The sequence below is a fragment of the Streptomyces sp. NPDC017676 genome, assembly GCF_044329325.1.
In the GTDB taxonomy this organism is placed as follows: Bacteria; Actinomycetota; Actinomycetes; order Streptomycetales; family Streptomycetaceae; genus Streptomyces.
Genome location: NZ_JBIRJA010000015.1, coordinates 234,986 through 249,289, shown reverse-complemented (window position 1 = coordinate 249,289; position 14,304 = coordinate 234,986). Strand labels below are relative to the sequence as shown.

Sequence of the window (14,304 nt, the reverse complement as noted above, 5' to 3'; positions counted from 1 at the left end):
TGCGTTTCCGACTCTATCAGACCGTTTCGCGATCCGATTTCCTCGGTGCTTTCCAGGTTCCCGCTCTCGCGTTTCCCTTTCCGGCGGTTCCGACTCTATCAGATCCTTTCGGCGTCTGATCCCCGGTCAGCGGGGTTTGTCTTCCCGGCTGTTGGGCCGTTCCGACGAGTGAGACTTTAGCGGATTCCTGGCTCCCGAGCTAATCGGGGGCCGGCGCCCTTTCGAACGCGGATTCCTCATTTCGCAAATACGCACGCCAAAGCAGCCGACGCTGAGGGCGTCGATTGAGTGGGTGGTACTGCGGAATGGCTGCCCGGGGACCGACCGGAGTCGGCGCTCACGTCGGACAACTCGGAGAACACTACGTATCGGCGCGGGGTGTGTCAACTCGCCGCCGCGGGGCACTCCGGAGGCGTACTGTGGACTGCGTGATGACGCGTACGTGTACCCAGCTCTGGTGGGCCGCCTGACGGCGGCCGACTCACGTATGCACTCAACGGCCGCCGCCTCGGCGGCCGTTCTCGTATCTCCCTCCGGGTCTCGGGGGCCGGCCGCAGGGGCGGCGGTCCCGACCAGAAGGTGGAGTGGAGATGACTCGGGTCTTCAGCGGGATTCAGCCGACCGGGCACCTGACCCTGGGCAACTACCTGGGGGCCATGCGGCGCTGGGCGGAGGTGGACCAGCACCGGGCGGACTCGCTGTTCTGTGTGGTGGATCTGCACGCGCTGACCATGGACCACGATCCGGCGCGGGTACGCAGGCTCAGCCGGCAGACGGCGACCCTGTTGCTGGCGGCCGGGCTCGACCCCGAGGTGTGCACGGTGTTCCTGCAGAGCCATGTCGACGAGCACACGCGGCTGTCGTACCTGCTGGAGTGCGTGGCGACCGACGGTGAGATGCGGCGGATGATCCAGTACAAGGAGAAGGCCGCGAAGGAGCGGGATCGTGGTGGGAGTGTGCGGCTGTCGCTGCTGACGTATCCGGTCCTGATGGCGGCGGACATCCTGGCGTACGGCACGGACGAGGTTCCGGTCGGCGAGGACCAGGCACAGCACGTCGAGCTGACCCGGGACCTGGCGGTGCGGTTCAACCAGCGCTACGGCCAGGCGTTCGTGGTGCCGAGGGCGACGATCCCGCAGGTGGCGGCGCGGGTGATGAACCTCCAGGACCCGACGAGGAAGATGGGGAAGTCGGACGACTCGGGGGCGGGGGTCGTCTATCTGCTGGACGAGCCGGACGTGGTGCGCAAGAAGGTGCTGCGGGCCGTGACGGACAGCGGGTGGGACGTCGTCTACGACCGGGCGGAGCGGCCGGGCCTGGCGAACCTGCTGGATGTTCTCGCTGCGTGCACGGGCGGGAACCCTGAGTCACTGGCAGACGTTTACGACTCGTACGGCTCTTTGAAGAAGGACACCGCGGAGGCGGTGGTGGAGGTGCTGCGACCGGTGCAGGCCAGGCACCGGGAGCTGTGCGCTGATCCGGCGTATGTCGAGGGGGTGCTGCGGGATGGTGCGGAGAAGGCGCGGGCGTTGGCCCGGCCGACGGTCGATACGGCCTACAGGGCGATCGGGCTGCTGCCGCCCGTGGGGGAGCCTTCGCTGAGCGCCACGCGTTAGCCGGGCGGCGCTCAGCGGGGTCGGCCGGTTCAGTCCTTCTTGCCGGAGGCGAGTTCGCGGCTGCGGTCGCGGGCGGCTTCGAGGGCGGCGATGAGGGCGGCTCGTACGCCGTGGTTCTCCAGTTCGCGGATGGCGTTGATGGTGGTGCCGGCCGGGGAGGTGACGTTCTCCCGGAGCTTTACGGGGTGTTCGCCGCTGTCGCGGAGCATCACGGCGGCGCCGATCGCGGACTGGACGATGAGGTCGTGGGCCTTGTCGCGCGGGAGACCGAGCAGGATGCCGGCGTCGGTCATGGCTTCGACCAGGTAGAAGAAGTACGCCGGGCCGGAGCCGGACAGTGCGGTGCAGGCGTCCTGCTGGCTCTCGGGGACGCGGAGGGTCTTGCCGACGCCACCGAAGATCTCCTCGGCGTGTGCGAGGTGCTGTTCGGTGGCGTGGCTGCCGGCGGAGATGACCGACATGGCCTCGTCGACGAGGGCGGGGGTGTTGGTCATGACGCGGACGACAGGGGTGCCCGCGGCGAGGCGCTCCTCGAAGAAGGAGGTGGGGATGCCGGCGGCTCCGCTGATGACCAGGCGGTCGGCGGGGACGTGCGGGGCGAGTTCGTCCAGGAGGGTGCCCATGTCCTGCGGCTTGACCGTGAGGATCAGGGTGTCGGCGGTCTTGGCGGCCTCGGTGTTGGTGACCGGGGTGACTCCGTAGCGGGTGCGGAGTTCTTCGGCTCGTTCGGGGCGGCGGGCGGTGACCAGGAGGTCGTCGGGGGCCCAGCCGGCCCGGATCATTCCGCTGAGCAGGGCTTCGCCGATCTTGCCGGTGCCGAGGACTGCGACTTTCTGGCTCATGCGGTTCAGTCTGGCACCGGGGTGGGGTGCGCGGGCGGGTTGTCCGGTGGGCGGAACGTCGGCCGGTGGGGCCCGGCGTCACGCCGTACGCCGTCGTAGCGTCGCCGCGCCCAGGCCCAGGACGAGCAGTGCGCAGCCGGCCACGATCAGGACGTCGCGGACGAAGGTCGCCGTCATGTCGGTGTGGTGGAGGACCTGGTTCATGCCGTCGACGGCGTACGACATCGGCAGGACGTCGGAGACGGTTTCGAGGACGGGGTGCATGTCGGAGCGGGGGGTGAACAGGCCGCAGAGGAGGAGCTGGGGAAAGATCACCGCGGGCATGAACTGGACCGCCTGGAATTCCGAGGCCGCGAAGGCCGAGACGAAGAGACCGAGGGCCGTGCCGAGCAGGGCGTCGAGGAGGGCGACGAGGAGCAGCAGCCAGGGGGAGCCGGTGACGTCGAGGCCGAGGAGCCAGACCGCGAGTCCGGTGGCGAGGGCGGACTGGACGATGGCGAGGGCGCCGAAGGCGAGGGCGTAACCGGCGATGAGGTCGGCCTTGCCGAGGGGCAGGGCGAGGAGGCGTTCGAGGGTGCCGGAGGTGCGTTCGCGCAGGGTGGCGATGGAGGTGACCAGGAACATCGTGATCAGCGGGAAGATGCCGAGCAGCGAGGCGCCGATGTTGTCGAAGGTGCGCGGGCTGGCGTCGAAGACGTAGCGCAGCAGGATCAGCATCAGGCAGGGGATCAGGACCATCAGCGCGATGGTGCGCGGGTCGTGGCGGAGCTGGCGCAGGACCCGGGCCGCGGTGGCGGTGGTGCGGGAGGCGTTGAGGGCGCTGGGGCGCGTGGCGGGGGCCGCCGGGGTCGTCGTACCCACCGTGGTCAGGGGGCTCGGGTTCATCGGGTGCTCTCTTTCGTGCGGCCTGCGGCTTCGTCGACCAGGCGCAGGAAGGCGGCCTCGACGGTGTCGGTGCCGGTGCGGCTGCGCAGGGCGTCCGGGGTCTCTCCCCCGGCCTCCGGTCGGGAGGTGTCCCCGGTGAGGAGCTCGCCTTCGCGCATGAGGAGGAGGCGGTCGCAGCGCTCGGCCTCGTCCATGACGTGGGAGGAGACGAGGAGGGTGGCGCCGCGGGTGGTGGCGAGGTCGTGGAAGAGCTGCCACAGGTCCCGGCGCAGGACGGGGTCGAGGCCGACGGTCGGTTCGTCGAGGACGAGGAGTTCGGGGGTGCCGAGGAGGGCGACGGCGAGGGAGACGCGGCCCCGCTGGCCGCCGGAGAGGTTGCCGGCGAGGGCGTCGGCGTGGCTGGTGAGGTCGACGTCGGCGATGGCCTGGGTGACGTGCTGGTGGCGGCGGTCGGCGGCGGCGCGGCCGGGGTCGAGGATCGCGGCGAAGTAGTCGAGGTTCTGACGGACGGTGAGGTCGTCGTAGACGGAGGGGGCTTGGGTGACGTAGCCGATGCGGCTGCGCAGGGTGGGGTGGCCGGCCGGGTGGCCGAGGACGTCGAGGGTGCCGGTGACCTTGGCCTGGGTGCCGACGATCGAGCGCATGAGGGTGGATTTCCCGCAGCCGGAGGGGCCGAGCAGGCCGGTGATCCGGCCGCGGGGGACGGTGAAGCGGAGGTGGTGCAGGACCGTGCGGGTGCCGCGGGTGACGGTGAGGTCGTCGGCGTGGATGGCGGGGGTGGGGACAACGGGGGGTGAAGGGGCCGGCTCGTAATTCATCATGTGATGAATAATTGGGCTGGAGAGGCGGGACGTCAAGGGGCGGTCCGAAGTGGCGATGCGAAGGGGGGCCGGGGAGGGCGCGGGAGGGCCGGGAAGCCGGGTCAGGGCTTGCGGGCCACCAGGAGGAGGACGTCGTAGGTCTCCTCGACCATGCCGTCCGGGAAGACCTCCAGGAGGTGGGCGCGCTCCTCGGCGAGGAAGGCGGCCGTGCGCTCCTCGGGGCTGGTGAGGAAAGCCGAGTGGCTGCCGATGTTGGCGAGATGGGTGTCGACCGGGACGCGGCGGCTCCAGCGGACCGTGCGGCGGGCGAAGTCCAGACGCCCGCTGGGGTCGGCCAGCTCGATGCGGTCACCGACCTTGCGCGCCTCGGCGGCGGCGTCGACGCCCAGGAAACGGCCGACGCGGCGGGCGGCGTCGGCGATCCATCCGACGTCCAGCGCCTCGGTGTTCCACCACAGCGCCAGCGCACCGCCCGGGCGCAGCACGCGCAGCGCCTCCGGCACCGAGTGGGCCGGGTCGGTCCAGTGCCAGGCCTGGGCACAGGTGATGAGGTCGGCGTGGGCGTCGGTGACGGGCAGGGCGTTGCCGTCGCCCCGGACGAGCGGGATGTGCGGAAGCGCGCGGCGGAACTCGGCGGCCATGCCCGCGCCGGGTTCGACGGCGAGGACGTCGGCGCCCCGGGCGTGCAGGATGGCGGTGGCGATGCCGGTGCCCGCGCCGACGTCCACCGTCCTGGCGCCCGGGAGGGGGCGGCCGGACAGTTCCTCGACGGCGTCGAAGAGGGCGTGCGGGTAGGAGGGGCGGTTCGCGGCGTACTGGGCGGCGGCGGAGTTGAAGGACGCGGCGCGGGCCGCGTGGGAGGCGTGCGGGTCGGCGGGCGACGGCTCGGTGACGGTCATGGGGTCCTGTCTACGGCATCGCCGCGCGCTTGCCGTACCCCCTTTTCCGTCGTGCCGACGCGGTTCCACCGCTGCCGTTCCGCCGGCGCCGTACTACCGGCGGCGCCGTGCTACCGGCGGCGCCGTGCTACCGGCGGCGCTTCTTCTTCGACGGGTTGCCGGTGCGGCGGGTGGTGCGGCGCGCGTGGGCCTCGCGGGCCTGTTCGTACTCCTCGCGGTGCAGCTTCTCGCCCGGTGCCTCCGTGAGGGAGCGGAAGAAGTAGGCGAGGAGGGTGCCGACGAAGCCGATGGCGAGCAGACCGCGCAGCGAGGCCTGGCGCTGCGGGTCGTGGCGCCTGCCGAAGCCCTCCCAGGTGTTGCGGAAGGCGAGCGCGCTGCAGATCGCGAACATGGCGACGACCAGCACGGTCACGAAGGAGCCGGACTCGGCTATCTGGATGCCCTCGTAGGCGAGGCGCAGCACCAGGCAGGAGACCACGGCGGCGGCGAGGGAGCCGACGGCGACACCGGCGCGGCGGACCGCGTAGCCGTTGTCGTGGTCCACCCAGGAGGTGCCGAAGAAACGCAGGGGCTCGGGGCGGGGGCCACCGGCCTGCGGCGGCGCGCCGTCGCCCTCGGCCGCGCGGCCGACGGAGCCCGCCGAGGTGTCCGGGGTGCCGGTTTCGTCGCTCACAGCACGATTATGGCGCCGACGGCGGACGGGCTTCCGGGCGGGGCGGGGTCTGGGCGGGTTCCGGCGGCACCGCCTGCGGGCCGGGAGGCGGTGCCGGCTGGGCGCGGGTCCCGGCCGGTGCCGGCCGGCGGCGGTCGGTTTCGGTCGTGCCGGGTGTCGCCCAGTTCCCGGCCGGGACCGGCACGGCCCGGCCGGGCGCAGCGCGTGCGAGCCGGTGTCAGCCGCAGCGTGGGGCGATGTAGCCGTCGGTGCCTGTGTGGACGTAGGCGTCCGAGACGTACTCGCCGCTGTCGATGAGGTCCCAGATGTTCGTCGTGCCGTAGGTGCCCGTCACCGTCGTGCCGGGCGTCTGGCAGTAGATCGGCACCCGGACGCCCTCCGGCAGGACGCGGACCAGGTTGTACTGGGTGCCCGGGCCGCTGCGGACGTTCAGGCGGACGCCGGGTGCGACGGCGTAGGTGCGGACGGCTGCCGCCGCCTCCGTCACCACGTCCTCGGCAGCGCCGGTGCCGTTCTCGATGGCCTCGGCCTCTTGTGCGCGGTCGACTGACATGAAAATGGTCCTCCCCCGTCGTTTTCCTGGAACTCGGCGCGAAACGCAGGTGCGCGACTCGCCACCCAGACGCTAGCAAGCCGCCTCTGTCTCGTACGAGTCATCGACTAGGCTCCGTGCGTCGCGCGCGCGGACGAGAGCACGGGGGTGGTCCATGGCGCCACAGCGCAACACCGGAGCGGGCGCGGAAGCGGAACTTCCCGAGTACGCCGGGCACTACAGGCTGGAGTCCTGCCTGGGCTCTGGCGGCATGGGGGTCGTACACCTCGCCCGGAGCACCTCCGGGATGCGGCTCGCGGTGAAGGTCGTACACGCCGAGTTCGCGCGGGATCCCGAGTTCAGGGGCCGTTTCCAGCAGGAGGTGGCCGCCGCGCGCAGGGTCAGCGGCGCCTTCACGGCACCCGTCGTGGACGCCGACCCAGAGGCCGCACGCCCCTGGATGGCCACCCTGTTCATCCCCGGGCCGACCCTCTCCGACCATGTGAAGCGGAAGGGCCCCATGGCCACGGAGCAGCTGCGCCGGCTGATGGCGGGGCTCGCCGAGGCGCTGCGGGACATCCACCGGGTCGGGGTCGTGCACCGGGATCTCAAGCCCAGCAACGTGCTGCTCGCCGAGGACGGGCCGAAAGTCATCGACTTCGGCATCTCCCGGCCGAAGGACAGCGAACTGCGCACCGAGACCGGCAAGTTGATCGGCACTCCGCCGTTCATGGCGCCCGAGCAGTTCCGGCGGCCCCGGGAGGTCGGCCCGGCCGCCGACATCTTCGCGCTCGGTTCGGTGATGGTGCACGCGGCCACCGGGCGCGGGCCGTTCGACTCCGACAGCCCGTACGTCGTCGCCTACCAGGTGGTCCACGACGAACCCGACCTGACCGGCGTACCGGAAGGGCTCGCCCCGCTGGTACGCCGGTGTCTCGCCAAGGAGCCCGACGACCGGCCCACGCCGGACGAACTGATGCGGGAACTGCGCTCGGTGGCGGCCTCGTACGACACCCAGGCGTTCATACCGGCGCAGCGGACGGCTGCGGAGCAAGGGGCGGGCGAGGACCGGGCACCTGCGGAAGCCGGGGCGGAGGCAGGGGGCGCTTCCGCTGGAGCCGGTCGTTCCGAAGGTGCCGGTCGGCGTACGGGCCGAGGTCCGGGGCGTCGGCGGGTGACGGCGCTCACGGCCGGCAGCCTGGGGCTGGCGTTGCTCGGTGCGCTCGTCTCGGTGTGGGCGTCCGGCGGAAACGATCAGGCACCCAAGAGGAAGGGCGAGCCGACGCTGACGGCGGCTTCCGGCAGCGCGTGGACGGCCCGGCCGGCGGTCGGCGGCGAGGGCATACCGCACTGCGCGTACGCGACCGGGAAGGTGTTCTGCGCGCGGCCGGGTGTCGTCTTCGCGCTCGCCGCGAGCGACGGCGCCCTGCTGTGGCGGCGTTCGGTCGACACCCGGTCCACGAGCGGGCCCCCGGTCCTCTCCGGCGGGCTGGTCCAGCCGTACACGGACGGCGGCTCGCGGCTCGCCGGGCTGGATCCGGCCACGGGCAGGCAGGTGTGGCAGCGACGGCTGCCGGCCGGGACGACCGTGCGGTACGCCGGTGACACGGCCCTGCTCACCAGCGCCGACGGTACGGTCACCGGCGTGGACGGCGCGAACGGCTCAACCCGCTGGCGGAGCGCGGTACCCGGTCAGGGCATGCCGGCCCTCGACGCCTTCCCCGGCGCCCCGACGGCCTTCGCGACGCGTACGTCCGCCGACGGGACGAGCACACGGGTGACCGCCCTGGACCCGGACACCGGCCGGATGCGGTGGGACGTACGGCTCGGCGGCTGGCTCAAGCCGTTCGCGGCGCGGGACGGTTCGGTGTTCTTCCTGGCCGTGGACAGCGCGTACGGCGCCACGGAGATCGTCCGCTACACCCCCGGCACGGGCGCGACCCGGCGCGTCGCGCTGCCCGCCGTCCTCGACGGAGCGCACGCGACGGTGCACGGGGACGTGGTGTACGTGCTGGCCACCGGTGGCTCCCTGGACGCCGTGGACCTGGAATCGGGGCGGTCGGGCAAGCACCTGTGGCACCTGGAGACGTCGGTGAGCCGCGGTTCGGCGCCCGTCGTGCGGGGCGGCCGGGTGTACCTCACCGCGAGCGACGGCCGGCTGCTCGCCGTCGACGCCGCGAACGGCAGGCTCGTCGGGCAGACGCCGGCACGGCTGGGAGCGAACTCGGCCGAGGTCATGAGCACCCCGCCCGCACCGGTGCCGGTCGACGCCCGCGTCCTCGCCGCCGCGCCCGACGGCACGGTCTTCACCGTGGACAGCGGGAAGCCGTCGGCCTGGTGACCCCGGACCCGGGAAGAGACCGGGCGGCGCGGGGACAGCGGACGACCCGGTGGGGCCGGGGACGGCGAGCGGTCCGGTGATCCGGCGAAGGACCGGCCGTCGAACGGCGATGGGCCGTCCGTGATCCGACCAAGGCCCCCCGTGATCCGGCGAAGGGCCGCCCGTGATCCGGCGAAGGACCGGCCCCTCAAACGGCGGCAGACCGCCCGTGGAACGGCGAAGGGCGACCGTCCGTGGAACGGCGAAGGGCCGCCCGGTCGGGAGCGGCCCCTGCTGTCGTGGCTCAGCCCAGGCGGGACACGTCGCGCACGGCGCCCTTGTCGGCGCTCGTCGCCATCGCCGCGTAGGCGCGCAGGGCGGCGGAGACCTTGCGTTCGCGGTTCTTGGGGGCGTAGACGCCGTTCAGGGCCTGCTCGCGGCGGGCCAGCTCGGCCTCGTCGACCAGCAGCTCGATCGTGCGGCCCGGGATGTCGATGCGGATGCGGTCGCCGTCCTGGACGAGGGCGATCGTGCCGCCGGAGGCCGCCTCGGGCGAGGCGTGGCCGATGGAGAGGCCCGAGGTGCCGCCGGAGAAGCGGCCGTCGGTGATCAGGGCGCAGCTCTTGCCGAGGCCACGGCCCTTCAGGTACGAGGTCGGGTACAGCATCTCCTGCATGCCGGGGCCGCCCTTGGGGCCCTCGTAGCGGATGACGACGACGTCGCCGTCCTTGACCTCCTGGGTCAGGATGCGCTGGACGGCCTCCTCCTGGGACTCGCAGACGACGGCCGGGCCCTCGAAGGTCCAGATCGACTCGTCCACGCCGGCCGTCTTGACCACGCAGCCGTCGACGGCGAGGTTGCCGCGCAGGACCGCGAGGCCGCCGTCCTTGGAGTAGGCGTGCTCGACGGAGCGGATGCAGCCGTTCTCGGCGTCCTCGTCCAGGGCCTCCCAGCGCTCGGACTGGGAGAACGCCTCGGCGGAGCGGACGCAGCCGGGGGCCGCGTGCCACAGCTCGACGGCCTCCTGGGACGGGGAGCCGCCGCGGACGTCCCAGGTCTTCAGCCAGTCCGCGAGGGAGGGGCTGTGGACGGCGTGCACGTCCTCGTTGAGCAGGCCGGCGCGGTGCAGTTCGCCGAGGAGGGCGGGGATGCCGCCGGCGCGGTGCACGTCCTCCATGTAGTACGTGCGGTTCTTGGCGACGTTGGGGGCCACCTTCGCCAGGCAGGGCACGCGGCGCGAGACGGCGTCGATCTGGTCCAGGCCGAACGGGACGCCCGCCTCCTGCGCGGCGGCCAGCAGGTGCAGGATCGTGTTGGTCGAGCCGCCCATCGCGATGTCCAGGGCCATGGCGTTCTCGAAGGCCTCGAAGGTGGCGATGTTGCGGGGCAGGACGGTGTCGTCGTCCTGCTCGTAGTAGCGGCGGGTGAGGTCCATGACCGTGCGGGCCGCGTTCTCGTACAGGGCGCGGCGCGCGGTGTGGGTGGCGAGGACCGAGCCGTTGCCGGGCAGGGAGAGGCCGATGGCCTCGGTCAGGCAGTTCATCGAGTTGGCGGTGAACATGCCGGAACAGCTGCCGCAGGTGGGGCAGGCGTTCTCCTCGATGCGGAGGATGTCCTCGTCGGAGATCTTGTCGTTGACGGCGTCGGAGATCGCGTCGACCAGGTCGAGGGTGCGGACCGTGCCGTCCACGAGGGTGGCGCGGCCGGACTCCATGGGGCCGCCGGAGACGAAGACCGTCGGGATGTTCAGGCGCAGGGCCGCCAGCAGCATGCCCGGGGTGATCTTGTCGCAGTTGGAGATGCAGACCAGGGCGTCGGCGCAGTGCGCCTCGACCATGTACTCGACCGAGTCCGCGATCAGGTCGCGGGAGGGCAGGGAGTACAGCATGCCGCCGTGGCCCATGGCGATGCCGTCGTCGACCGCGATCGTGTTGAACTCGCGCGGGATGCCGCCCGCCTCCTTGATCGCCTCGCTGACGATCCGGCCGACCGGCTGGAGGTGGGTGTGGCCCGGCACGAACTCGGTGAAGGAGTTGGCGACGGCGATGATCGGCTTCCGGCCGATGTCCGCACCGGGTACACCGGAGGCGCGCATAAGGGCGCGGGCGCCCGCCATGTTGCGGCCGTGGGTGACTGTGCGGGACCTCAGCTCGGGCATCGTCGCTCGCTCCTTCAGACGGATGTGGCTGTCATCGAGCGTACGCCGGTCATCCAGTGGGCGGGACAAGGTGTCCGAATCGCGGGACGCGCGTTTCACGGAGCCGTCAGGTGCCCCTGTACGACGGGTGCCACGCGGGCGATGATCCGCTCCAGGTCCGCCGACGCCAGCGGCTCCACCTTGATCACGTAACGGAGCATGGCACAGCCCACCAGCTGGGCGGCCGCCAGTTCGGCGCGCAGCTCGGCGTCCGGCAGCTCCAGCTGGGCGGCGATGCGGCGCAGCAGCTGGGTGGCGACCAGGCGGCGGAAGACGGCGGCGGCCGTGTCGTTGTTGACGGCGGAGCGCACGATGGCGAGCAGCGGGGTGCGGGTGGTGGGGTTCTCCCAGATGCCGAAGATGAACCGGGTCAGCCGCTCGCCGACGGCGTCCGGGGGGCCCTCGGCGACCGCCCCCGGCGCGTTCAGCGCGGGGGCGAAGGCGACCTCGATGGCCGCTTCGAAGACCTGCTCCTTGGTGCCGAAGTAGTGGTGGACGAGCGCGGAGTCCACGCCGGCGGCCTTGGCGATGCCGCGTACGGACGTCTTCTCGTAGCCACGCGCGGAGAACTCCTCGCGGGCGGCGGCGAGGATGCGGTCCCGGGTGCCGGCGGACTCGGTGCGCGGGGGCCGGCCCCGGCGCCGGGCGGGCGGCTCGGGGGCGGTGCCGTTCGCCGGCGGGGTGGCGGTCATCGGCGGGTCACCCGCACGGCCGCCGCGGCCAGGTGCTTGCGCGTGTACTCCAGGGCCTCGGCGAGGTCGGCCTCGCGCTCGGCGCCGGACATCGCCCGCCGGGTGTTGACCTCGATCACGACATGGCCGTCGAAGCCTGTGTGCACCAGGCGCTCCAGCAGTTCGGCGCAGGGCTGGGTGCCCCGGCCGGGCACCAGGTGCTCGTCCTTGGCGGAGCCCCGGCCGTCGGCGAGGTGGACGTGCCCGAGCCGGTCCCCCATGCGGTCGATCATGCCCAGGGCGTCGGTGCGGGCCGTCGCCGTGTGGCTGAGGTCGATCGTGAAGTGCCGGTAGTCGTCGTGGGTGACGTCCCAGTCGGGGGCGTAGGCGAGCATCTCGCGGTCGCGGTAGCGCCAGGGGTACATGTTCTCGACGGCGAACCGTACGTCCGTCTCGTTCGCCATCCGCCAGATCCCGTCGACGAACTCCCGGGCGTACTGCCGCTGCCAGCGGAAGGGCGGGTGGACGACGACGGTGGAGGCGTCCAGCTTCTCCGCCGCCGCCCGGGCCCGCTGGAGCTTGACCCAGGGGTCGGTGGACCAGACGCGCTGGGTGATCAGCAGGCAGGGGGCGTGGACGGCCAGGATCGGGATGCCGTGGTAGTCCGACAGGCGACGCAGGGCCTCGATGTCCTGGCTGACCGGGTCGGTCCACACCATGACCTCGACGCCGTCGTAACCGAGGCGCGCGGCGATCTCGAAGGCCGTCGCCGTCGACTCGGGGTAGACGGAGGCGGTCGAGAGCGCGATGCGCACGTCTGCGTCCCTTGGTTCAGCCACGTCCGTCACCATACGGCGCAGAGGGGCTCGGGTGTTGGGTGCCTGTTCGCCGTTGTGAGGTTTGCCATTTGCGCGGCTGCGGGTGCGTGATCGCCTCTCGCGCAGTTCCCCGCGCCCCTTCGGGGGCGCTAGTCCGAGCCCATGTGGTCGAGGCGACGGAGGATGACGCCCTCCCTCAGGGCCCAGGGGCAGATCTCCAGTTTCTCCACGCCGAAGAGGTCCATCGCGCCCTCCGCCACCAGGGCGCCGGCGAGGAGCTGACCTGCTCTGCCGTCGGAGACGCCGGGCAGTTCCGCGCGCTGCTGCGTCGTCATGCCGGCCAGGCGCGGGACCCAGGCCTCCAGGGACTCGCGCTTGAGTTCGCGCTGGACGTAGAGGCCCTCGGCGCTGCGGGCGGCGCCGGCGATGCGGGCGAGCTGTCTGAAGGTCTTGGAGGTGGCGACCACGTGGTCGGGGGCGCCGAAGCGGCTGAATTCGCCGACCGTGCGGGCGATCTCCGTGCGGACGTGGCGGCGCAGGGCGCGGACGTCCTCCGGGTCGGGCGGGTCGCCGGGCAGCCAGCCGGCGGTGAGGCGGCCGGCGCCGAGCGGGAGGGAGACGGCCGCGTCCGGTTCCTCGTCCATGCCGAAGGCGATCTCCAGGGAACCGCCGCCGATGTCCAGGACCAGCAGCTTCCCGGCGGACCAGCCGAACCAGCGGCGTACGGCGAGGAAGGTGAGCCGGGCCTCCTCTGCCCCGGCCAGGACCTGGAGTCGTACGCCGGTCTCGTCGGCCACGCGCGCGAGGACGTCGTCGGCGTTGGTGGCCTCGCGGACGGCGGAGGTGGCGAACGGCAGCAGGTCCTCGACGCCCTTGTCCTCGGCGGCCTGGAGCGCGTCCCGTACGACGGCGATCAGCTGGTCGATGCCTTCCTCTCCGATGGCACCGCTGTCGTCGAGGAGCTGGGCGAGCCGGAGTTCGGCCTTGTGCGAATGCGCGGGCAGCGGGCGCGCGCCGGGGTGCGCGTCCACCACCAGCAGATGCACCGTGTTCGAACCCACGTCCAGGACACCGAGTCTCATGTACGGAACGCTACTGCCAGAACGTCCGTCCTCGGTCCCGCGTGCGGCACCTGGCCACTTACCCTGGACGGGTGCCAAAGACGAAAAAGGCGAAGGCTGACAAAGCCGACAAGGCGGGCAAAGGCCGTAAGGCCGCCAAGACCACCACGGAGGCGTTGATGGGCGATGAGAAGGGGCTCGATTTCGCCCGTGCCTGGGTGGAGTTTCCCGATCCGGCGGACGACGAGCAGGTCTTCCGCTGCGATCTGACATGGCTGACCTCTCGCTGGAACTGCATCTTCGGCAGTGGCTGCCAGGGCATTCAGGCGGGCCGCGCGGACGACGGGTGCTGCACGCTGGGGGCGCACTTCTCCGACGAGGACGACGAGAAGCGGGTCGCCGAGCACGTGGCGCGGCTCACGCCGGAGATCTGGCAGCACCATGACGAGGGCACGCGGGGCGGGTGGGTCTCCGAGGACGAGGAGGGTTCCCGGCAGACGCGGCCGTTCCAGGGGTCGTGCATCTTCCAGAACCGGCCGGGGTTCGCGGGCGGGGCCGGCTGCTCGCTGCACATCCTGGCGCTGAAGGAGGGCCGGGAGCCGCTGGAGACCAAGCCGGACGTGTGCTGGCAGCTGCCGATCCGGCGGACGTACGACTGGATCGACCGGCCGGACGACACACGGGTGCTCCAGGTGTCCATCGGGGAGTACGACCGCCGGGGCTGGGGGCCGGGCGGGCACGATCTGCACTGGTGGTGCACCTCGGCGACGTCGGCGCACGGCGCGGGTGAGCCGGTGTACGTGTCCTACCGGGCCGAGCTGACGGAGCTGATGGGCAAGGCGGGGTACGACCGTCTGGTCGAGCTGTGCGAAGCGCGGCTGGCGTCGCAGTTGCCCCTGCTGGCGCCCCACCCGGCCGACCCGGAAGCCTCGTAACGGCCTTTCCGACCCGTCTTTCCCGCCCGCCCTC

General features: G+C 72.1%; 13 protein-coding genes. 3 read left to right on the top strand and 10 right to left on the bottom strand.

The window, feature by feature from the left end:
* Positions 1 to 590: 590 nt before the first annotated feature.
* Entirely contained in the window at positions 591 to 1,616 is a 1,026-nt protein-coding gene (trpS, locus tag ACH4LD_RS30505) for a tryptophan--tRNA ligase (RefSeq protein WP_398054579.1), read from the top strand.
* Positions 1,617 to 1,645: 29 nt separating this feature from the next.
* Here trpS and proC read toward each other — a convergent pair whose 3' ends face one another.
* The 6 genes from proC to ACH4LD_RS30475 all read right to left on the bottom strand — a co-directional run bounded on the left by proC (position 1,646) and on the right by ACH4LD_RS30475 (position 6,289).
* The gene (proC, locus tag ACH4LD_RS30500) at positions 1,646 to 2,458 is read right to left on the bottom strand and encodes a pyrroline-5-carboxylate reductase (protein ID WP_103817309.1); all 813 of its coding nucleotides are present in this window, start codon (positions 2,456 to 2,458) and stop codon (positions 1,646 to 1,648) included.
* Between the two features lie 78 nt (positions 2,459 to 2,536).
* On the bottom strand, positions 2,537 to 3,343 hold the full coding sequence (locus tag ACH4LD_RS30495) for an ABC transporter permease (protein ID WP_398054580.1): 807 nt from the start codon (positions 3,341 to 3,343) through the stop codon (positions 2,537 to 2,539).
* The gene (locus ACH4LD_RS30490; RefSeq protein ID WP_398054581.1) at positions 3,340 to 4,164 is read right to left on the bottom strand and encodes an ABC transporter ATP-binding protein; all 825 of its coding nucleotides are present in this window, start codon (positions 4,162 to 4,164) and stop codon (positions 3,340 to 3,342) included. Before ACH4LD_RS30490 ends, ACH4LD_RS30495 begins: the two co-directional genes overlap by 4 nt.
* A 101-nt stretch (positions 4,165 to 4,265) precedes the next feature.
* The gene (locus ACH4LD_RS30485) at positions 4,266 to 5,063 is read right to left on the bottom strand and encodes a class I SAM-dependent methyltransferase (RefSeq protein WP_398054582.1); all 798 of its coding nucleotides are present in this window, start codon (positions 5,061 to 5,063) and stop codon (positions 4,266 to 4,268) included.
* Between the two features lie 127 nt (positions 5,064 to 5,190).
* Complete coding sequence (locus ACH4LD_RS30480) at positions 5,191 to 5,736, bottom strand: EamA/RhaT family transporter (RefSeq protein WP_398054583.1); 546 nt, start codon at positions 5,734 to 5,736, stop codon at positions 5,191 to 5,193.
* Between the two features lie 217 nt (positions 5,737 to 5,953).
* Positions 5,954 to 6,289 (bottom strand): SH3 domain-containing protein, encoded by a 336-nt coding sequence (locus ACH4LD_RS30475; RefSeq protein ID WP_398054584.1) that lies wholly within the window; start codon positions 6,287 to 6,289, stop codon positions 5,954 to 5,956.
* Positions 6,290 to 6,443: 154 nt separating this feature from the next.
* Between ACH4LD_RS30475 and ACH4LD_RS30470 the strand changes: the two genes are divergently transcribed.
* Positions 6,444 to 8,609 carry a PQQ-binding-like beta-propeller repeat protein gene (locus ACH4LD_RS30470; RefSeq protein ID WP_398054585.1) on the top strand — a complete coding sequence of 722 codons (2,166 nt, stop codon included), beginning with the start codon at positions 6,444 to 6,446 and terminating at the stop codon, positions 8,607 to 8,609.
* Positions 8,610 to 8,892: 283 nt separating this feature from the next.
* Here ACH4LD_RS30470 and ilvD read toward each other — a convergent pair whose 3' ends face one another.
* The 4 genes from ilvD to ACH4LD_RS30450 form a co-directional block, all read right to left on the bottom strand.
* Entirely contained in the window at positions 8,893 to 10,746 is a 1,854-nt protein-coding gene (gene ilvD / locus ACH4LD_RS30465; protein WP_398054586.1) for a dihydroxy-acid dehydratase, read from the bottom strand.
* Between the two features lie 95 nt (positions 10,747 to 10,841).
* Positions 10,842 to 11,477: a TetR family transcriptional regulator gene (locus tag ACH4LD_RS30460; RefSeq protein ID WP_398054587.1), complete on the bottom strand. Its 636-nt coding sequence runs from the start codon at positions 11,475 to 11,477 to the stop codon at positions 10,842 to 10,844.
* Positions 11,474 to 12,295 carry a sugar phosphate isomerase/epimerase gene (locus tag ACH4LD_RS30455; protein ID WP_165951822.1) on the bottom strand — a complete coding sequence of 274 codons (822 nt, stop codon included), beginning with the start codon at positions 12,293 to 12,295 and terminating at the stop codon, positions 11,474 to 11,476. Before ACH4LD_RS30455 ends, ACH4LD_RS30460 begins: the two co-directional genes overlap by 4 nt.
* Before the next feature lie 128 nt (positions 12,296 to 12,423).
* Positions 12,424 to 13,356: a Ppx/GppA family phosphatase gene (locus ACH4LD_RS30450; protein WP_398054588.1), complete on the bottom strand. Its 933-nt coding sequence runs from the start codon at positions 13,354 to 13,356 to the stop codon at positions 12,424 to 12,426.
* Positions 13,357 to 13,427: 71 nt separating this feature from the next.
* Here ACH4LD_RS30450 and ACH4LD_RS30445 point away from each other — a divergent pair, with 71 nt between their 5' ends.
* Entirely contained in the window at positions 13,428 to 14,270 is an 843-nt protein-coding gene (locus tag ACH4LD_RS30445) for a hypothetical protein (protein ID WP_181140769.1), read from the top strand.
* The last annotated feature ends 34 nt before the right edge of the window (positions 14,271 to 14,304 follow it).